A 19,316-nucleotide genomic window follows, 5' to 3' on the forward strand; every position below is an offset into this window, starting at 1 on the left:
ACGTTTTGTTCGTTTAAAGGAACGCTGGAGCGATTTTTCGTCACTCTGCCCGGTCTGGCGATATTGCCAAACCAGGCAGAGTGCAACGAAGCCGGAAGGGCACCTTCAGGCCCGTTCCATGGCTCAGGCCGCGTGTTCCTGGCTGAGCGTGGAGACGAGGTCGACGACCCGGCGGCGCACCTTCGGATCCTTGATGCGGGCAAAGGCCTTGTTCAGCTGCAGACCCTCGGTGGTCGACAGGAATTCGATGACGTGCGAGGTATCGCTCTCGTCGGCATGTTCAGCCGTGTGCACGGCGCCGGTCTCGGGTGGCAGGCCTTCGAAGAAGAAGGAAATGGTGACGCCCAGGATCGAGGCGATCTGCTGCAGCCGGCTCGCACCAATGCGATTGGTGCCCTTTTCATATTTCTGTACCTGCTGAAAGGTAAGGCCAAGCGCCTCGCCGAGCTTCTCCTGGCTCATGCCTACCAGGACGCGCCTGATACGGACGCGGCTGCCGACGTGCTGATCAATGGGATTGGGTACTTTCTTGATCATAATATTAACTCCAGATCACTAGTAAATATTTGAAAATACAGCGACGAATTTGAAAATGAATTGCGGCCGCAACGTGGCGGAAGCGCGATATGCCAGAGATACAATTACGGCAGCGCAATCTGAAGTAGTTCAAATGCATCCTGCAACCAGGCGGGTGACTATACCTCCTTATGCGGGAAAATCCAGTCGGTCTCGCGCTTTCCGCTTGGCGCTGATGTAACAAATATGTGTTACCGCAGCTGTCGGCGATGGTTTCGGCAACCAAGGCCGGCACCGATTAAGGCAATCAGAAACAATCCGGCAACAATACCGGTGCCGGCCGCGGCAAACACAGGTGGCGGCAAGGTGGTGGGAAGGCGCGAATCGAGCACGCCGCTGGTGCCGAGCGGCAGGCTGGCGACAATGCGCCCCACCGGATCGATCACGGCAGAAATGCCGTTGTTGCCGGCGCGGACCACGGGAAGCCCTTCCTCGATCGCCCGCGCCCTTACCTCGGCGAAATGCTGGTAGGGCCCCGGTGTGATGCCGAACCAGGCGTCGTTGGTGACGTTGAGCAGCCAGCCCGGACGATTGGCCGGATCGATCACCTCGCCCGGAAAGATCGCCTCGTAGCAGATCAGGATGCCGGCGGGCGGCGCGTTGGGAATGTCGAGCGTGCGTAGGCCGGGGCCGGTCGAAAAGCCGCCGCGCTGCTTGGTCAATTGCTCGAAGCCGAGGGATTCGAGCAAGGACTGATAGGGCAGATATTCGCCGAAGGGGACGAGGTGCACCTTGTCGTAATTGCCGATGATGGTGCCGGTGGCGTCGATGACATGCAGGGAATTGAAGAAACGCCAGCTGCCGTCGTCGAGATTCTCCTCTGCCCGGCCGGCACCCGTCAGCAGCACGGCCTTGGGCGCGACCAGGTCGCCGAGTACCTTGAGGGCCTCGGGATCCTGCGCCACCAGAAAGGGAAAGGCCGATTCCGGCCAGATCAGGTGGGTTGTTTTGGCAAGGCCGTCGCTGCCGTCGGCGGCCGGCCGGCGCGACAATGCGAGATAGCGCGTCAGCACTTCATTGCGCAGGGCGGGATTGAACTTGGCATCCTGCGGCAGGTCGGGCTGCATGATGCGCAGCTGCACCCCGTCGACGAAGCCGGTGGGATGTTGGCCGAGGCGCCATACGCCGAAGGCCGCCATCGCGACGAGGACAGCGACGGACAAGGCCGGCCAGCGCCAGCCGCCGCGCCGCACCAAGGCGACAGGCGTGGAGAACAGGATGAGCGCCACGAGAGTGAGCCCATAGGCCCCGATCAGGGACAGGCTTTGCGCCAGATGGAGTTCCTCTGCGAGCGCGTAGCCGAACAGGTTCCAGGGAAAACCGGTCAGGATATGGCCGCGCAGCCATTCGACAGCGGCCATGGCAACGGCGAAGGCGAGGATTCGGGCCGTGCCCCGTGACCATAGCAGGCGCGCCAGCGCAAACCCGGCGGCATGGAAGAAGGCAAGGCCGGCGGGCAGGAGTATGACGGCAAAGGGCAGCAGCCAGGCGAACTGGTCGGCATCGACGAGGAAGGCATTGCCGATCCACCACAAGCCTGCCAGGAAATAGCCGAAGCCGTAGCACCAGCCGAGCCGAGCCGCCGAGCCGATACTGTGCCAGAAACGGCGGGGCGGGTTCTTCGGAGCGGGGAAGGCGACACCGTCCAGCAGCCAGATCGCTACCGGAAAACTGACGGCCAGCACCGGAAAGGCATTGAACGGGGCCATGGCCAGCGCCGCAACGGCACCCGCCAGGAAGGCGATGGCCATGCGCCGCCAGCCCCGCAGCCCGGCCAGACGGGACGCAAGTGCAGCGATCACGTGGCGCCGTCGCCGCTGGTTTCGTTCGCCGGGGTCCTCTCGCCATCGGCGGCTGCGGCCGCTTCATCGGCAGGGGACACCACCTTCTTCTCGCGCTTTCGCCCGTCGCGCGGGCGGGTGATGCCGCTCCCGGCCGTATGGATGCGGACCCGCTTCACCCGGCGCGGATCGGCGTCGAGGATCTCGAATTCGAGCTGGCCTGGTCCCTGCACGATCTCGCCGCGCACCGGCACGCGGCCGGCCAGTGTCACCAGCCAGCCTCCGAGCGTGTCGACATCGGCCTCGATCTCGTCCTCGTGCATCTCCAGGCCGATGGCGGCAGCGACGTCCTCGAGATCGGCGCGGGCATCGGCGGTGAAGATGCCTTCGCCGGAGGCGACGATCATGTCGCCGTCATCCTCGTCATGCTCGTCCTCGATGTCGCCGAGCACGATCTCGACGATGTCCTCCATCGAGACCAGGCCGTCCGTGCCGCCATATTCGTCGATCACGAGAGCAAGCTGGGTGCGGGTGGCCTGCATCTTGGCGAGCAGGTCGATCGGGGGCATCGAAGGCGGTACGAACAGCACGTTCCGTGTCAGGGACTTCACCGAACTGAGCGGCGTCGACAGGGTGATGTTGCCCAGGGCGAGGGCCGCTTCCTTGGGCGAGGGCTTGGCAGTCTCGCCGTCCTTGGCGGCGTCGCTCTCGCGGACTTTGCGGCTCCGGCGTGCGGCGATGGCGGCTCGCGACGCCAGCCAAGCCACGAAATCGCGGATGTGCACCATGCCGCGCGGATCGTCCAGCGTCTCGTTGTAGACAGGCAGGCGCGAATGGCCCGCCGTCTGGAACACCTTGAGCAGGTCGCCCAGGGAAATGTCGAGCGGCACGGCCACGATGTCGGCCCGGGGCACCATCACATCGTCGACGCGCTTGCCGCGCAGGCCGAGGATGTTCTTGAGCATGGCGCGCTCCTCCGGGGAGAAGCTGGAATCCTCCCCGGCGCGCGTATTCTCCAGCGCGTCGGCAAGATCCTCGCGGATGGAGGGAGCCGATTTCAGCCCGAGAGCGGACTTGATCCGCCCGAACAGGCCTTCATGCTGGGCCTCCTGGGAAGCACTGGGTTGGCTGCTACTTCGATCGTTGCTGTCGGACATGGCTCTGCGCGCTAGCTGGCTTCGCGCAACAAGGGCGCGTCGGCATAGGGATTGGCGATACCGAGATCGGCAAGAATGCGCACTTCCAGCGCTTCCATCACCTCGGCTTCGGCATCGTTCAAATGATCATGGCCGAACAGATGCAGGAGGCCGTGCACGGTGAGGTGACTGAGATGGTCGGCAAAGCTCACGGAGGATTCCTCGGCTTCCCGCGCGATCGTCTCATGCGCGAAGATGATGTCGCCCAGCATCGGTACCGTCGCGATCGCGTCTCCCACGGCCTGCGGGAAGGACAGCACGTTGGTGGCCTTGTCCTTGCCACGCCATTCGGCATTGATCTGTCGGATGGAGGCATCGTCGGTCAGGACGATCGAGAGTTCGGCTCCCGGTGCATGGGCAAGTGCCGCGACATCGACGCTCCTGGCCACCGCACGCGTGATCAGGGCTTCGATGGCATCGGCATCCTGCCAGAGATCGCTCTCCTGAGCGATCTCGATGGTGACGGCATTGCTCATGACTTGGCTTCGCCCGAGGGCTTGCTGGAATCCTTCGCCTCATAGGCCCGCACGATCTTGGCGACCAGTTCATGGCGCACGACATCGGCAGCGTTGAATCGGCAGATGGCGATTTCCGGGATGTCTTTCAACAGGTCCACCGCTTCGATCAGGCCAGATTTCTGGCCGGGCGGCAGGTCGATCTGGGTCGGATCGCCGGTGATGATCATGCGCGAGCCTTCGCCCAGGCGCGTGAGGAACATCTTCATCTGCATCGAGGTGCAGTTCTGGGCCTCGTCCAGCAGCACCACCGAATTGGCGAGCGTGCGCCCGCGCATGAAGGCGAGCGGCGCCACCTCGATCATGCCCGAGGTCAGCCCGCGCTCGACACGCTCCGGCGGCATCATGTCGTAGAGCGCGTCATAGAGCGGCCTGAGATAGGGATCGACCTTCTCGCGCATGTCGCCGGGCAGGAAGCCGAGCCTCTCGCCCGCCTCGACGGCGGGGCGGGACAGGATCAGCCGGTCGGCCTCGCCCTTCTCGATCAGCGCCGCGGCATGGGCCACGGCCAGATAGGTCTTGCCGGTGCCGGCAGGGCCGGTGGCGAACACCAGCTCATGCTTCTGCAGCGCCCTGATATAGGCGTCCTGCGCCGGGGTGCGGGCGGCAATCGTCTTCTTGCGGGTGCCGACGGAGGCTGCGCCGCCGGTCGTGGCCACTTTCGGCTTGCCTTCCGGCGTGAACAGCACGCCTTGCGAGCCGGCCATGCGCAGGGCGCCGTCGACATCGCCCAGCGCTATCTGCTGGCCGGAGCGCAGGCGCTGATACAGGCTCTCCAGCACGCGCTTGGCCTGCTCGACGCTATCCCGGGCGCCGCGCAAGGCGACATGATTGCCCCGGGCCGTCGCCTCGATGCCGAGCTTGCGCTCGATGAAGGCGAGGTTCTGGTCATGCTGGCCGAAGAGGAGCGTGGCGAGCCGGTTGTCCTCGAAGGCCGTGACGATTTCCGCGGTGGTGTCTGCCGTCGGCAGGGATGGGGATTGCGTTGTCATGCGTGTCCGTCGTTCCTCGTCCACTTTCAAGCAACGGCCTCCCGGAGATCGGCGCCGGATAGTGCGCCATGCAACGACCAGGCGCCCGTGGCCGTGATCTCGACGGGCGCCACCGTGCCGATCAGGCTGTCATCCGCCTCGATCTGCACGGCCTGGAGATAGGGAGTGCGGCCGGCGATCTGGCCCGGGCGCTTGCCCTTGCGATCGAACAGCACGTCCATGGTGCGGCCAATGCTGGCCTGGTTGAAGGCCTTCTGGTGGTTTTCGGTCAGGGCCTGCAGCCGTGCAAGGCGGGCGGCCTTTACCGCTTCGTCGACCTGATCCGTCATGCCTGCGCCCGGCGTGCCCGGGCGCGGCGAATATTTGAACGAATAGGCCGACACATAGGTGACCTCCCCGATCAGCCGCAGGGTCGCCTCGAAATCGGCATCGGTCTCGCCGGGGAAGCCGACGATGAAGTCGGAAGAAAATGCCATGTCGGGCCGGGCCTGCCGAATCTTCTCGATGAGCCTGAGATAGTCGGCTGCTGTATGCTTGCGATTCATGACATCCAGAATGCGGTCCGAGCCCGACTGCACCGGAAGGTGCAGGAAGGGCATCAGCGCCGGCAGGTCGCGATGGGCCTCGATCAGGCTGTCGTCCATATCGCGCGGATGCGAGGTGGTGTAGCGCAGACGCACCACCGGTTCGATGCGGGCGAGGCGATGCACGAGCTGGCCCAGCGTCCAGGCGCGCCCGTCCGGACCTTCGCCATGATAGGCGTTGACGTTCTGGCCGAGCAGGCTGATCTCGCGCACGCCGGCATCGGCCAGGCGCTCGACCTCGGCGACGATGGCGGCAACCGGCCGCGAAGTCTCGGCACCGCGCGTATAGGGCACCACGCAGAAGGTGCAGAACTTGTCGCAGCCTTCCTGCACGGTAACGAAGGCGGAAGGGCCGCGTGCGAGGGTCTTCTCCCGGCGCGGTGCCGGCAGGATGGTGAATTTATCCTCGACCGGAAAGTCGGTATCGACGGGCTTGGCCGTACCGTCCGCCTTGGCGAGCAGCTCCGGCAGGCGGTGATAGGCCTGGGGCCCGACCACCAGGTCGACGGCGGGCGCACGCCTGAGGATCTCCTGGCCCTCGGCCTGGGCGACGCAGCCGGCGACGGCGATCTTGAGGTCGCCACCTTGCCGGCGGCGTTCGTCGCGTGCCACGCGCAGGCGTCCGATCTCCGAATAGACCTTCTCGGCGGCCTTTTCGCGGATATGGCAGGTATTGAGAATGACGAGGTCGGCCTCGTCGGGATTGGTGGTCTCCACATAGCCCGTCGGCGCCAGCGTGTCGGCCATGCGCTGGCTGTCATAGACGTTCATCTGACAGCCATAGGACTTGATGAAGACGGTTTTGGCGCGAGTATCCCCGGAGCCGGCGTCACCATGCGGGTTCTGCGGGCGTTCGATCTCTGTCTCGTCAGGAATCATGGGTCTCGCTATTGCCACCTTTCAAGGTGCTAGGGATAGCGGTTTTCCGGTCCGATGAGAAGGGTTGAGTTGCCGCGCCCGGGTCCTTCCTGTTGCGAAAGGCCACGCGAGGGGGGCGGCGGGGGCCTTGCCGACCTTGCCGGTTCCCGGCACTGTGCGCCATCCTATCAAGGCGATTCAAGCTCATGCCCTCTGTCGACCCTGCCGTGTTTGCTCCCGATGCCGTGGCCGAGACCACGGCGGCGCTCAATGCCGACATCATCGCCAAGATGAGCGCTCTGCCGGATCTGTGGTCCTTCCCGCCCGAACTGATCCGCGAGACCCGGCGCCAGGGCAAGGGAATCTTCCCGCTACAGGGCAAGAGCGCCCGGGCAGAAGTGCTGGAGATCGACGGCAAGCAGGGCAAGGTGCCGCTCCGCATCATCGCACCCGAGGCGCCGACCGGCGTCTATCTGCATATCCATGGCGGCGGCTGGATGTTCAACCAATCCGACTTCCAGGACGAGAGCCTTGAGAAGATCGTGGCGGCCACCGGCATGGCTTGCATTTCGGTGGAATATCGCCTGGCGCCGGAACACCCCTTTCCCGCCGGACCGGACGATTGCGAGGCGGCGGCGCTGTGGCTGGCGTCAGAAGGCAGCCGGCGTTTCCGCACCAAGCGCTTCTTTATCGGCGGCGAGAGCGCCGGCGCCCATCTCTCGGCGCTGACGCTGCAGCGCCTGCGCGATCGGCATGGCCTCACGCCCTTCGCGGGGGCCAATCTCATCGCCGGCTGCTACGATCTCGGCATGACGCCGAGCGCGCGCAGCTTCGATCGCGGCAAGCTGATCCTGACGCCGCGCGACATCGCGCTGTTCGTGCGGGCCTGCGTGCCCGATGGCGTCGATCTGCGCTCGCCCGAGGTTTCCCCGCTCTATGGCGATCTGAAGGGCATGCCGCCGGCCCTGTTCTCCGTCGGAACCTATGACGCCCTGCTGGATGATAGCGTGTTCATGGCGGGACGCTGGGAAGCGGCTGGCAATGCCACGACGCTCAGGCTGTGGCCGGGCGGCTGCCATGTCTTCCAGGGCTTCGACTTTCCAATGGCGCAGGAGGCCTTCGCCGACGAGATCGCCTTCTTCAACGAACATTGAAGGCAAAGTCCATGCCTGACGAGGGCCCGATTTCGGTTTTCGACGATCCTGTTCCCTCAGATCTCCAGCGGCTCGACGATCTGCTGGACCAGGACAATATCGAACGCACCGGCATCCGCGATGCACGGATCCTGGCCATTCTGCTGCGCTCTGCCGAGGGAGAGCTTTATGCCGGGCTGCACGGGCATAGTTGGGGCGGTTGCTGCGAGATCAAGACGCTTTGGGTCGCCGAAGACCGTCGTCGGCAGGGGCTCGGTGTGCGCCTCCTGGCGGCGGCCGAGGAAGAGGCGCTCCGTCGGGGCTGCTGTCAGATCGTGCTGACGACCCACACCTTCCAGGCGCCCGCCTTCTACGAGAAGTACGGGTTCCGGCGGCTGGCATCGATCGAGGACTATCCGCGGGGACATGCCAACATCATGATGGTGAAACCATTGAAACGATGATGCGGCCTGCCACGCGGCATCTTGTCCGTTTTTCCCGCGCGGAAAAGGCAAGGGTGCAGGAACGGGCAAGATGCCGGCGAGTTCGCAGTCTCAACTCCGCTTCTTGCGCCAGGGTGCGTCCTGTTCCCAGTCGCCGGCCATGATCGAGCCATAGGGCAGGACCTCGTCGACCACCTCGGCGAGGCCGTATTTGTCGATCTGGGCCCGCACCGCGGCGGCATTCTTGTAGGCCTGCGGCAATTCGGACAGATCTGCCTTGCCGCAATAGAAGCGCACGTCGATGCCCTCGGGCAGGTCCGGCTTTTCCTGACGCAAAAAGGCCGAGCGGCTGAGATTGCGGCCCGCCCCGTGCGGAGCGAAACCGAGGGCCTCCTTGCGGTCGCGATGCGCCGTGATCAGGATCGGTTCGGCCATGTTGAGCGGGATCAGCGTGCGGCCGTCATCGTCCGGCGAGAAGCCGGGCCAGGACGGCGTCGCCCCCTTGCCGTGATAGTAGAGCCCGTCATTGCGCCGGAACACGAAATTGTGCTCGTTCCAGAACCGGTCCGCTACGGCATTGCCGAGCGACCTCGCGGCCAGGTCGTGAATGGCGAAATGGCTGGCCTTGGTCCAGCTCCGCGCGAATTGCAGGGCTTGCCAATAGGCCCGCCCCTCTTCGCTCGAGGCCTTCAGCCAGGCATTGTGGGCCGGCACCCGGGGCGCCACGATCTGGGTGTGCTTGCGGGCGGCCGCCATGCCGCGCTTGTAGAGCTGGGCACCAAGTCCGCGCGAGCCGTGATGGGTCACCAGCGCCGGCTGGCCGCTGGAGCTGAGATGGCCGACATAGGCAAAGTGATTGCCGTCGCCCTGCGAGCCGAAATGGCCGAGCACGATGTTGCCGAGCCCGTGCAGGAAGGGATTGGCCTGCAGCGTGGCATCGATATCGGGCGCGAAATCCGGGACGATCATCGCCTTGCGACCGCCGGGGCCGAAATGGGTCACCGCCTGGACGGCATCGAGGATGCGCCTGGGATCATCCTTGCGCGCAAACACGGTGATCGCCACCGAGCAGCAGATATCGGCGGAATGAAAGCCGGGATGAATGGCGTCCTCGCAGGCGACCGCGCCGCCGACCGGAATGGTTCCGAGAGCGGTGCCGGAAGGGCAGGCGTCGGGCATCACGGCGCCGGCAACGATGGTCGGCACCCGCATGAGTGCGTCCATATGCGCGGTCACGGCGGCGAGGTTGGCCTGTTCGAGCTCGCCTTCGGCGTCGAGGAAGATGCCATAGGGCATGCCATTGGTGCGCAGCAGGGTCTCGACCGGCTGCATGGCCTGCAGGGCGGCGAAGATGGTATCGTCATCCGCGCCGGCCCGGCGCAGGCGATTGGCCTCGGCCAGGGCCGGGCCGAACCACCTGCCGGGCTGAAAGCCCCAGGCAATCAGCGTCGTGCCATCGATGGCGCCTGTGGTTGCGGTCATGTCGGGAGATGCCCCGTCCACATTCCGTGTCATTGCTCTGGTTCCGGTGTGTTGTCTTGCAACGCCGCGCAACAAGAGTTTGGGGCGAACCGGCGTTTAGGCCGATGCGCCGCTAAAAGCAAGTGGATTTCCCTTTGGGAAAGGTACCAGTACGACGCAAAGAAAAAGGCAGGGAAATCCCTGCCTTTGAATGGATCGGATGAAATCCTGCGATCAGGCGCGGGCGGCGCGGCGCTCCTTGTCGCGGTCCCGCCGACGGTCGAGTACCGGCTGGTAGGCGATCGAGGCATGATGGGGGCAATAGGGGCCGGAAGGCCCGACACGGCTGCCGCAGAAACGGAAGTCCTCACGCCCGGGATCGCCCAACGGCCAACGGCACATATGCTCGCGCAGTTCCATGATGGTGACACGCTCGGACATCGGGATGACGACTTCCTCGACCGGACGCAAGGCGGGTTCGGGGCGTTCTTCAATGGCGACGAGCGGCATGATCTGCGGAGCGAGGGCGGTATTGCCCCGCACCACCGGCGCGGAGGTCTGGGTGCGGAGCGGATGCGAGGGAGCCCGCGTGGGCTTGATGCGACGCTGTGGTGCCGGCGCAGGCGCCTTGGCCCGGCCAGACAAACCGAGTCTATGCACCTTGCCGATCACGGCATTGCGTGTGACGCCGCCAAGTTCTGTGGCAATGGCGCTAGCAGACAGACCTTCTGACCACAGCTTTTTCAGAAGTTCTACCCGCTCGTCTGTCCAGTGCATCAGCCTCTCCTGCCTTCCGCCTTGTTTTCGCCCGAATTCGCTACGCCGAATCCTTTCCCATCAGCCACGATGTCGACAGAACATCGTTGCGCATGCACGCCATGAGCTGACAGGAGTTATGAGACGCCGCACGAGATGTCGTGCTTAACGAAGCCTTAACTACAATAGGCAGTGACTCTCGCGCAAGAGTCCTGCTGACGTGGGGTGCGTTTTCCCCAGCTTCGGCGACAAAGTGAGTCTTTTCGGTAACAGCGGAGGGCGTGCAGGTTTCCGTTTACGTCACGGAAGGCCTGCAAAGGGATCGACAGGAAACCAGCGGCGCACGAGATCGGCATAGACGCCCTGTTCCCAGATCTGGAAAAGGGCGTAGTCGATGGCCTGCTTGAGATCCCCGTCCTCGCGTCGCATGGCCATGCCGATGCCGTCACCGAAAAAGTGGCCGTCGAGATAGGGAGCGCCCGCAAAGCTGCAGCAATTGCCGGCGTCCGAACCGTTGAGCCAGAGCGACAGGCCGATGCCGTCGGCGAAGGCCAAGTCTATTTCCCCGCGCTTGAGGGCTTCGCGCAGCGCCGCGTCATTGGCGAAGGATACCAGGCTGGCGGTCTTGAGATAGGCCTTGGCATAGGCGGCATGCGCCGTGTCGGCGACGACGCCGATGCGGCGACCGGCCAGCCCCTCCGGCGTGAGGGCCGGTGGCGGCTCCTGGCGCCGCATGGCGAAGCGGGCAGGGCGCATGTAATAGGGGCGGGAGAACTGCAGCCTTTCGCGAGCTTCCTTGCTCGGCACGAGCGAGGCGGCGATCACATCCGCCTGTCCCTCCTCCAGGGCTGCGACGATGGTGTCCCAGCGCCGGGCCTGGATGGTGCAAGGGACCTTCAGTTGCCGGCAGATCGCGCGGGCGAGGTCGACATTGAAGCCTTCCAGGGCGCCGCTGGATCCCTGGAAGTCGAAAGGCGGAAAATCGTCCTCGGTCAGGAAGCGGATCCGCCTTACCGATTTCAGATCCGGTCGTTCCGGGCGCCGGTGTGGATCCCACAGGCCGTAGGGGCCGGTGGAGGTCGGGGCCGCCATGCCGTCGCCATGGGCGGGGATGGCGAGCATCAGTCCGAGCAGGAGCGTCCAGAGGGCACCGAATTTCAACAGGCCATATTCCTATTGCAGCGGGGTCGGGCAGGGCTTTCCGGCGGGGTCCATGGATGCGTCCACGGATGTTTCCCGGAGTTGGCTACAGCCCTGGCAGGGAATGCCCGATCCGTTCCCGGGTGCAAGGCCAATCCTCGATCTCGCACTTTATCGGGCCTGCATGACAGTCTCCAGAAGAGCGACTACTTCGTCTGACGAGACATGCAGGTCGAAGCTCGATTGTACGCGACCTTCCTTGTCGAGTATGAATACAGTGTCGGTATGGTCGATATTGTAGTTCTTGCCTGTCCCAGGCAAGATATTTGCATCTATGCCGTAGATGTCGCGTATCGAGGCAAGTTGTGCGGGGTCGCCGGTCAGGCCGCGCAGGTGAGGATCATAGGCGGCGAGGGTGGTCTTCAATTGCTCGGGCGTGTCCCGGTCGGGATCGACGGTTATGAAGAGGGCGTTGATCCGCGAGGCGCCCGGCCCGAGTTTCTTCAGCACCTGCGCCAGCAGGAACAAGGTCGTCGGGCAGATGTCGGGGCAGTGGGTGAAGCCGAAATAGACCAGGCTAGGCTTGCCCTGCAATTCCTTGGAGTCAAAGACGCGGCCTTCAGCGTCCGTCAGCTCGAACGGCCTGTCGATCAGGCCGACGGGCTTGTGCATGAAAAGGAAGAGGGCCCATAGACCAAGGCCGGCAAACACAAGGAACGCCGCGCTGCCGATCAGGTATTTTCGACGTGGGAATACGGCCACTTAGCGCGGCAGGGCGTTGGCCAATCCCTCATAGCTGCGGCGCAATTCGACCAGGGCTTCATCGATCTCGCGGCGCTGACGTTCCAGATGCTCGATCTGCTCGCGGACGGTGTTGGCGCTGATGTCGAGACTCGCCGTCTTGCCCTCACCGTGATGCGCAATCATCTCGCCGATTTCTACCAGGGTAAAACCCAGCCGCTTACCCTTAAGGATAAGTTGCAGATGCTCCCGATCACGTGCACTATAGAGCCGAGTCAGGTTGTCGCGCGTAGGATTGAGGAGACCCTTGTCCTCGTAGAAGCGCAAGGTTCGCAAAGTAACGCCAAATTCTCGCGCAAGGTCACCTATTGTATAGGTGGTCGTGCTATTCGTAGCGTTTTCTGTCTCTGCTACGAATACCGTCACCGGTTGGCCTTTTGTGTTTGTTGCCGACCTGGCTTCCAACTTTGACATGGTCTCTCTCTCGCGCCCGTTACAGGCTAGCAGCGCCGCTACTCATTCGTTGCAACAGGTACCATAATACGAAATCCGGGGGGCGTCAGCAATTAATATATTACCAAGCGAACGCCCAAATCTCCAGCAGGGAGATCATAGCCCTCGCTCTGCTTCCTTTCAAGGGTAACGTATTAAATTAGGGCGCGTTGAGCGTTTCGAACAACACGAGCGTCAACAGAATTCTGACCTTGTTGCAAAGTCTAATGTCGGTTCCTGCAAGGTATCTCACTTTCCCGTCTGCTCTGCAGTTTGGGTAGCAAGGTTTTTAGTAAAAAAAGCGCTTTGGATGCTCTACAATGTTGTTGCTACCGGGAAGAGCGCTAGGGCAGTGAGGGTTAACAGGATATTTACCCTGTTGCGCGAAACCTGCTGTTGCGGGCACTGCGTGCCGCCCTCTCCACTTGTTCCCGACCCGGTTTTCCGGGGCGGAGGCAGGGAGAGGCGTGAGAATCAGGCCGTTCGCCGGCACGGGAAGCCAAATGAACCAAGCAGCCTCATGGAGTGTCGAGGGCGTCGATTCCCAGACGCGCGAGGCTGCCGCCGTCCTGGCAAGCCGCTCGGGCATGACGCTTGCACAATGGCTCAAATCCACCGTTGCCGAGCAGAAATTGCATGAACCGTCGCTTTTCGAGACGCTGAGCGACCTGCCGGAATCACCCTTGGCGGCGATTGCTCGGAAGCTGGCCGCGACCCGTGAGAGGTATGTTGGTAGTGGTTCCGGTGATCCGAAACGAAAGATCCAGACGGTAGAAGTCAGTGCGGCGGTGCTCGCGCGCCATATCCGCGCGAGTGAAATCAGAATGGCGGGGCTGATCGAGCAACTTATCCACAGGCAGGAGCAGAGCGAGGTGCAGATGGCTGCCCTGGTCGATGCCCTTGTGGATGGTTTTGCGTCCCGACCCGCCCCTGCGGCACCGGTCGGCGAGGTCGATGCTCTCGATGACCTGGCGCGGGATCTGGAGCAGCGCATCGCCGGCATGGCCGACAAGATCGGTTCGGCTGCATCCGCACCGTCGGTTCCGCCTGCGCCTCGCGACGATCTGAGCGAGCAGATTGCGGCGCTGACGCGGGAGGTCGCCGAACTCAGGCGCAGTCATCCCTCGGCCGCATCCGGCCAGGAGGATCTCGCCGGACTGCGTGCGGAGATGGCGGATCTCAGCCGGCACGTGGCCGACATCCGCTCCCCGGAGCAGTTTGCGCGCCTCGACAAGAAACTCGATCTGTTGGCACGCCAGGCCCAGGATCCGGCCGTGCTGGCCACACTCCAGCGCGAGACGGCCGATATTCGCGCCCGCCTTGGCGATCTCGTCCGCCAGCCCGAGGGCACACACCAGCTTCATGAAAAGATCGATGCCCTGCGCCAGGCCGTGGACGAGGCGCAGTCCTCGACCAATGCCTCCTTCACGGGGTTGATGGCCAGGCTCGAAGGCCTGGATGGGCGTGTCGTCGACGAGGCGGCTTTCTCCGCCTTGGAGCGGCAGATCGCGGCCATGGCCGGCAGCATCGAGGGGTTCGCCGGCGGCAGGCCTGGCGCTGCGCAACTGCGGGAGGCTTTCGGCGAGGCATTGGCCGGATCGGCGCTGGCCGCCTTGCCGGAGGAATTGCAGCGGATCTATCGTGAGCTGCGCCAGTATCAGCAGGACGATGTCCGGGACACCCGAAAGGCTCTCGACGCCTTGCAATCGCTGCTGCACCAACTCGGCAATCGCCTTGCCTCCGTCGAGGAGGTGGTCAGGAGCCGGGGCGGAGCGGTCGTCGCCGGACCGCCCGATCTATCGGAGGTCCCGCCCTTGTTCGGCCGCGAGCGACCCGACGACATTGCCTGGTCGGATGACTTGCCGCGATCCCTTGCGGGTGATGGGCCCCGCAGTTCTTTCACGGACACGCCGCACAATACCGGCCGTCCCAGCCAGGTTTCGGCACTCGGGGCAGGCGGCTCGCCGCCACCGGGCGGAACGCGCAGCGCCTTCATCGCCGCGGCGCGGCGGGCGGCGCGTGCCGCAAACGAGGCCGAGGGGGCCATCACGCGCGAGGAGAACGATCCCGTGACCGGAGGTGAACCATTCTACAAACGGCACAAGCGCCCGATCCTGCTGGGTCTGGCGGCCGTGACCATGATGCTGGGCGCGCTGCAGGGCGGCAAGGCCAGCGCGGCACCTAGCAGCCGGCCCATGACGCGCCTGAACACGTTGGCAATGCCTCAGACGCGGCCGGAGATAGCGATACCCAAGCCCGAGCAGGCCGGCCAGGCCTTGGCCTGGTTCGAGGAGGCACGCCGGCTCGATCGGCCTGACGCCTCCACCCAGGATCTCGCCAAGGCGGCCGGGCTTTATCGCCAGGCGGCCCAGATGGGCTATACGCCGGCCTTGTTCCTGCTGGGGCTGGCCTATGACAAGGGCAGGGGAGTCGGCCAGGATGCCGTGCTGGCGGGGCTGTGGTATCAGCGCGCGGCCGAGCATGGTTCCGTGAACGCGATGTACAACCTGGCCGTGCTCTATGCCAATGGCGCCGTCATGGGCGCTCCAGACTACGAACAGGCGGCTCGCTGGTTCCACCAGGCCGCCGAGAAAGGCCATGTCGCCAGCCAGTATAATTACGGCCTGCTGGCGGCCCGCGGCCTCGGCACGCCACGCGATCTTGCCGTTTCCTACCGCTTCCTCGCCCTCGCCGCGGCGGCCGGCGATGCGGACGCGCTGGAAAAGCTGGCGGAAATCGAGACACGCCTGACGCCCTCGCAGCGCGCGTCGGTCGAGGGAGGCAAGGCCGGACGGCATCCTTGCTGAGGGGAGCCGTGAGGAGAAGGCTTGTCGCCCCTCATCCGCCCAGGCACCGCGCTCTCGGGAAGGCGAAGACGCGCTCGTCGCCCATCAGATGCGCGGTGAAACCATCGGGAAACAGGGGGGCAAAGGCGGCGTCGCGCACGTTCAGCCCACCGGCATAGGCGCCGAAGGCCGGCAGGATGGCGCGCTTGCCGTCACCGGCGAAGCAGCGCCGCCTTAGCGAGCGCCCGCGTGTTGCCACCCTGGCGACCGGGTGCAGATGGCCGGCGATCTCGCCGGGTTCCGCCCTGGCCGATGGCTCGTGGCGGAACAGCACGGAGCCGATGGCGAGCTCCGGCGTTGCGGTGCCGCCAAGGCCCGTCGGCGGATCCGGATCGTGATTGCCGGCGATCCAGAATATCTCGCGCCCATGGATGCAGCGCTGCAGCGCCTCGCGGTCGCCGGAGGCGAGGCGGGTATCGGCACGGCGGTCGTGGAAACTGTCGCCGAGGAAGACCAGTCGCTTCGCGCCGAAGCGGGACAGGAGCCGCGCCAGGCGCTTCAAGGTCTCGGCGGTATCATAGGGTGGCAGAAGTACGCGGCGTTCCGCGAAGGAGGAACCCTTTTCCAGATGCAGGTCCGAAACGACGACCAGGCTTTCCTCGAGCCAGACCAGCGCACCGTCGGCGGTGGCGAGGAATTCGACGCCTGCGACGGCCAGCACGGCTTCATCCCGCCGGATCATCTCGGGCGCTTTCTCTGTCGTCGGGTCGATCCTGCCGTCCAACCATGGCCTCCGCGATCAAATCATCCGCTGCCTCGGCGAGGACGCTGTCCGTCGCCTCGCCATAGACCGGCTCCCGGCCGATCTCCAGCATGATCGGCACCGCCAAGGGCGAGATGCGATCGAGCCTCTTATGGATGATTCGGCCCCTGATGCGCGAGAGCATGCCGGAAAGGCGCTGGAGGTCGAGCAGGCCGGTCCGCGCATCGTCCCAGGCGGCGCGCATCAGGATGTGGTGGGGTTCGTGCTGGCGCAGCACGTCATAGACAAGGTCGGTCGACACCGAGATCTGGCGTCCGGTCTTCTCCTTGCCGGGCGCACGGCGCTCGATCAGGCCGGAGATGATGGCGCAGGTGCGGAACATGCGCTTCATCAGGGCCGATTCCGCCAGCCATTCCTCGAGATCGTCGCCGAGCATGTCCTGGTCGAAGAGCTGGTCCATGGCGGCCCGGTGCATGTCGGAAACGCCCCATACCGCCAGCGCATAGTCGTTGGCGACGAAACCCATCGGCTTGAGCTTGGCCCGTTCCAGCCGGCGGGTCAGCAGCATGCCCAGCGTCTGGTGGGCGAGGCGGCCCTCGAAGGGATAGCAGACCAGGTAATGGCGGTTGCCGCGCGGAAATGTCTCGACCAGGAGGTCGCCGGCCGGCGGCATGCGGGAGATGTCGCGCTGCAGGCGCAGCCAATCGGCAACCTGGCCGGGCAGGCCGGTCCAGCTGTCGGGATCGGCCAGCATGGAGCGCACGCGGCTGGCGAGATGGGTGGAAAGCGGAAACTTGCCGCCGGCGAAGGAAGGGATCTTCGGATCGCGGCCGGGCGGAGCGCGGGTGACCAGCACATCTTCTTCCTGGATGCCCTCGAACCGCAGGATCTCCCCGGCGAACAGGAAGGTGTCGCCGATGGAAAGTCCCTCGGCGAAATATTCCTCGACCTCGCCGAGCACGCGGCCGAAGCCGCGCCGGGCCGCCGTCTCACCCGGCTTGCGCTTGGGCGGGCCGGAGGCCTTGGGATCCATGAACCAGGGCAGGTAGGGCGTCGGCTTGTCGGCGGCCATGCGCGTTGGCTCGCGTGGACCGCGATTGGAAAGGCGCACCTTGAGCAGCGCTTCCTCGACGATGGTGCCGACATTGAGCCGATAAGCCTGCGCCACCATGGGATTGGCGACGCGCCAGAGGCCGTCCTTGCCCTGCCGGATCTTGGCGAAGCGGTCATAGGTCTTCAGGGCGTAGCCGCCGGTCGCCACGAAGGCGAGCACGTCGTCGAAGGTCGGGCGGTCGAGCCCGGCATAGGCCTCGGCAGAAGCGATTTCCCGATAGAGCGCATCGGCGTCGAAGGGCGCCCCGCAGGCGACGCCGAGCACGTGCTGGGCCAGCACGTCGAGGGCGCCGGTGCGGGCGATCGGCGTGTCCTGCTCGCCCGCTTTTGCCGCATCGACGGCGGCCTTGCATTCCAGCACTTCGAAACGGTTGGTCGGTACCAGGATCGCCTGCGAGGGTTCGTCCAGGCGATGATTGGCGCGGCCGATGCGCTGCAGCAGGCGGGAAGCCCCCTTGGGCGCGCCGACATTGATGACGAGATCGACGTCGCCCCAATCGATGCCGAGGTCGAGCGTGGAGGTACAGACCACGGCCTTGAGCCGCCCGGCCGCCATGGCTTCCTCGACCCGGCGGCGCTGGCCGACTTCCAGCGAGCCGTGATGGAGCGCGATGGCCAGATTCTCCTCGTTCACCCGCCACAGTTCCTGGAACACGAACTCGGCCTGCATGCGGGTATTGACGAAGACGAGCGTGGTCTTGTGAGCCTTGATCAGGGCGTAGAGCTCGGCCATCGCGTGGCGGGCTGTATGCCCCGCCCAGGGCAGCCGCTCGGCGGTTTCGAGGATGTCGAGCACCGGCGCCGCGCCGCCCTCGGCGATCACTAGGTCGGCCATGGCCGGGTGACCCGGGGACTGGGGCACGATCCAGCGCCGGAGTTCATCCGGGTCTCGTACCGTGGCGGAGAGGCCGACGACTTCGAGATCCGGCACGAAATGCCGCAGACGCGCCAGGCCGAGGGCAAGCAGGTCACCGCGCTTGGAGGTGACGATGGAATGGAGTTCGTCCAGCACCACCCGCTTGAGACCGCCGAAAAGGTCGGTGGCCTCCCGGCTCGCCAGCAGCAGAGCGAGCTGCTCGGGCGTGGTGAGCAATATGTCGGGCGGGTCGCGCTTCTGGCGCTGGCGCTTGGCCTGGGGCGTGTCTCCCGTGCGGGTTTCGATGCGGATGGGGAGCCCCATCTCACCGGCCGGGCGTTCCAGGTTGCGGGCGACGTCGACGGCCAGCGCCTTCAGCGGCGAGATATAGAGGGTGTGGAGACTGGCGGGCGCATTCGCCCGGCGGTGCTCGAGGTCGATCAGGCTCGGCAGGAAGCCCGCCAGGGTCTTGCCGGCACCGGTAGGAGCGATCAGCAGGGCCGAACGCCCATTGCGCGCCTTCTCGACGAGCTGGAGCTGATGCGGCCGCGGCGTCCAGCCGCGCGCAGCGAACCAGTTTGCGAAGATCGCCGGAAGTGTTGGGAGCAGGGCTGTGGAGATTGGATCTCCGTTCTCCCGCCTCCCGCTTTGCTCATTCATGCCGCTATCGCCAATGCCTGCGGAGATATTGGCGTGCCGCGGTCAGATGTCCACTGTCGAGCTGAACTGTCTAGCGGCAATCATAGATCGCCATGATGGTATAGGCCGAGACATAATTGCCCCATCGCCCCGTGAGACTGCGGCGGATCGGCGGCAGGCCTCCGGCACAGCCTTCACGGCGGGCGCGTGCATCGAAATCCCGCAGGATGGCCGGGGTGATCGGCTGCGACCGGCGCCAGTAATAGAAATTGGAGACCATGAGGCCGCCGGCAAAAGCGCCGCCGTCGATGCGCGAGATGCGCTTGACCACTTCGCCCCGTGCTGTGTCCTGCGAGGTGCGGGTGATCAGGTTCAGGTCGCTGCGGCCGGCGCAACTGGCAAGACCGAGGCCCGAGACAGCCACGATGAGAAGTTTCGCGTACATGGTCTTTCCTCCGGGAAAGGCTGTGTCTTGGTTGAAGGCTGTTCGC

General features: G+C 64.8%; 17 protein-coding genes. 3 read left to right on the forward strand and 14 right to left on the reverse strand.

Annotated features, from left to right (window positions below; all coding sequences use genetic code 11):
- Positions 1 to 123 precede the first annotated feature (123 nt).
- The 6 genes from U1R88_RS07345 to miaB form a co-directional block, all read right to left on the reverse strand.
- The gene (locus U1R88_RS07345; RefSeq protein WP_068288091.1) at positions 124 to 537 is read right to left on the reverse strand and encodes a helix-turn-helix domain-containing protein; all 414 of its coding nucleotides are present in this window, start codon (positions 535 to 537) and stop codon (positions 124 to 126) included.
- 230 nt (positions 538 to 767) lie between these two features.
- The gene (gene lnt, locus U1R88_RS07350) at positions 768 to 2,327 is read right to left on the reverse strand and encodes an apolipoprotein N-acyltransferase (protein ID WP_425545408.1); all 1,560 of its coding nucleotides are present in this window, start codon (positions 2,325 to 2,327) and stop codon (positions 768 to 770) included.
- 47 nt (positions 2,328 to 2,374) lie between these two features.
- Positions 2,375 to 3,514, reverse strand: coding sequence for a hemolysin family protein (locus U1R88_RS07355; protein ID WP_322430666.1), 1,140 nt, complete (start codon positions 3,512 to 3,514; stop codon positions 2,375 to 2,377).
- Between the two features lie 11 nt (positions 3,515 to 3,525).
- Positions 3,526 to 4,029 (reverse strand): rRNA maturation RNase YbeY, encoded by a 504-nt coding sequence (gene ybeY / locus U1R88_RS07360; RefSeq protein ID WP_322430667.1) that lies wholly within the window; start codon positions 4,027 to 4,029, stop codon positions 3,526 to 3,528.
- The gene (locus tag U1R88_RS07365; RefSeq protein ID WP_068288102.1) at positions 4,026 to 5,060 is read right to left on the reverse strand and encodes a PhoH family protein; all 1,035 of its coding nucleotides are present in this window, start codon (positions 5,058 to 5,060) and stop codon (positions 4,026 to 4,028) included. The genes ybeY and U1R88_RS07365 overlap by 4 nt, the downstream gene beginning before the upstream one ends.
- Positions 5,061 to 5,086: 26 nt before the next feature.
- The gene (gene miaB, locus U1R88_RS07370) at positions 5,087 to 6,523 is read right to left on the reverse strand and encodes a tRNA (N6-isopentenyl adenosine(37)-C2)-methylthiotransferase MiaB (protein ID WP_322430668.1); all 1,437 of its coding nucleotides are present in this window, start codon (positions 6,521 to 6,523) and stop codon (positions 5,087 to 5,089) included.
- Positions 6,524 to 6,708: 185 nt separating this feature from the next.
- On the opposite strand from miaB, the gene U1R88_RS07375 reads away from it, so the two are divergent.
- Positions 6,709 to 7,656 carry an alpha/beta hydrolase gene (locus U1R88_RS07375; protein ID WP_322430669.1) on the forward strand — a complete coding sequence of 316 codons (948 nt, stop codon included), beginning with the start codon at positions 6,709 to 6,711 and terminating at the stop codon, positions 7,654 to 7,656.
- Between the two features lie 11 nt (positions 7,657 to 7,667).
- A complete protein-coding gene (locus U1R88_RS07380; protein ID WP_322430670.1) occupies positions 7,668 to 8,099 on the forward strand; it encodes a GNAT family N-acetyltransferase in 432 nt (143 codons plus the stop codon).
- Positions 8,100 to 8,189: 90 nt separating this feature from the next.
- Here the strand turns inward: U1R88_RS07380 and U1R88_RS07385 are convergent, their stop codons facing one another.
- The 5 genes from U1R88_RS07385 to U1R88_RS07405 all read right to left on the reverse strand — a co-directional run bounded on the left by U1R88_RS07385 (position 8,190) and on the right by U1R88_RS07405 (position 12,650).
- Complete coding sequence (locus tag U1R88_RS07385) at positions 8,190 to 9,560, reverse strand: RtcB family protein (RefSeq protein ID WP_322430671.1); 1,371 nt, start codon at positions 9,558 to 9,560, stop codon at positions 8,190 to 8,192.
- Between the two features lie 213 nt (positions 9,561 to 9,773).
- Positions 9,774 to 10,316, reverse strand: a complete 543-nt coding sequence (locus U1R88_RS07390; RefSeq protein ID WP_068288114.1) for a GcrA family cell cycle regulator — start codon at positions 10,314 to 10,316, stop codon at positions 9,774 to 9,776.
- A gap of 279 nt (positions 10,317 to 10,595) precedes the next feature.
- Positions 10,596 to 11,456: a transporter substrate-binding domain-containing protein gene (locus U1R88_RS07395; RefSeq protein ID WP_322430672.1), complete on the reverse strand. Its 861-nt coding sequence runs from the start codon at positions 11,454 to 11,456 to the stop codon at positions 10,596 to 10,598.
- A 150-nt stretch (positions 11,457 to 11,606) separates the two neighbouring features.
- On the reverse strand, positions 11,607 to 12,107 hold the full coding sequence (locus U1R88_RS07400; protein ID WP_322430673.1) for an SCO family protein: 501 nt from the start codon (positions 12,105 to 12,107) through the stop codon (positions 11,607 to 11,609).
- Between the two features lie 90 nt (positions 12,108 to 12,197).
- Entirely contained in the window at positions 12,198 to 12,650 is a 453-nt protein-coding gene (locus U1R88_RS07405) for a MerR family transcriptional regulator (RefSeq protein ID WP_322430674.1), read from the reverse strand.
- Positions 12,651 to 13,171: 521 nt separating this feature from the next.
- On the opposite strand from U1R88_RS07405, the gene U1R88_RS07410 reads away from it, so the two are divergent.
- Entirely contained in the window at positions 13,172 to 15,475 is a 2,304-nt protein-coding gene (locus U1R88_RS07410) for a tetratricopeptide repeat protein (protein WP_322430675.1), read from the forward strand.
- A 31-nt stretch (positions 15,476 to 15,506) separates the two neighbouring features.
- Here the strand turns inward: U1R88_RS07410 and pdeM are convergent, their stop codons facing one another.
- The 3 genes from pdeM to U1R88_RS07425 form a co-directional block, all read right to left on the reverse strand.
- Positions 15,507 to 16,196: a ligase-associated DNA damage response endonuclease PdeM gene (pdeM, locus tag U1R88_RS07415; RefSeq protein WP_322430676.1), complete on the reverse strand. Its 690-nt coding sequence runs from the start codon at positions 16,194 to 16,196 to the stop codon at positions 15,507 to 15,509.
- Positions 16,180 to 18,846, reverse strand: coding sequence for a ligase-associated DNA damage response DEXH box helicase (locus tag U1R88_RS07420; protein ID WP_322430677.1), 2,667 nt, complete (start codon positions 18,844 to 18,846; stop codon positions 16,180 to 16,182). Before U1R88_RS07420 ends, pdeM begins: the two co-directional genes overlap by 17 nt.
- A gap of 70 nt (positions 18,847 to 18,916) precedes the next feature.
- The gene (locus tag U1R88_RS07425) at positions 18,917 to 19,270 is read right to left on the reverse strand and encodes a hypothetical protein (protein ID WP_322430678.1); all 354 of its coding nucleotides are present in this window, start codon (positions 19,268 to 19,270) and stop codon (positions 18,917 to 18,919) included.
- Positions 19,271 to 19,316: the final 46 nt, after the last annotated feature.

The sequence above is a fragment of the Labrys sedimenti genome (assembly GCF_034424805.1).
In the GTDB taxonomy this organism is placed as follows: Bacteria; Pseudomonadota; Alphaproteobacteria; order Rhizobiales; family Labraceae; genus Labrys; species Labrys sedimenti.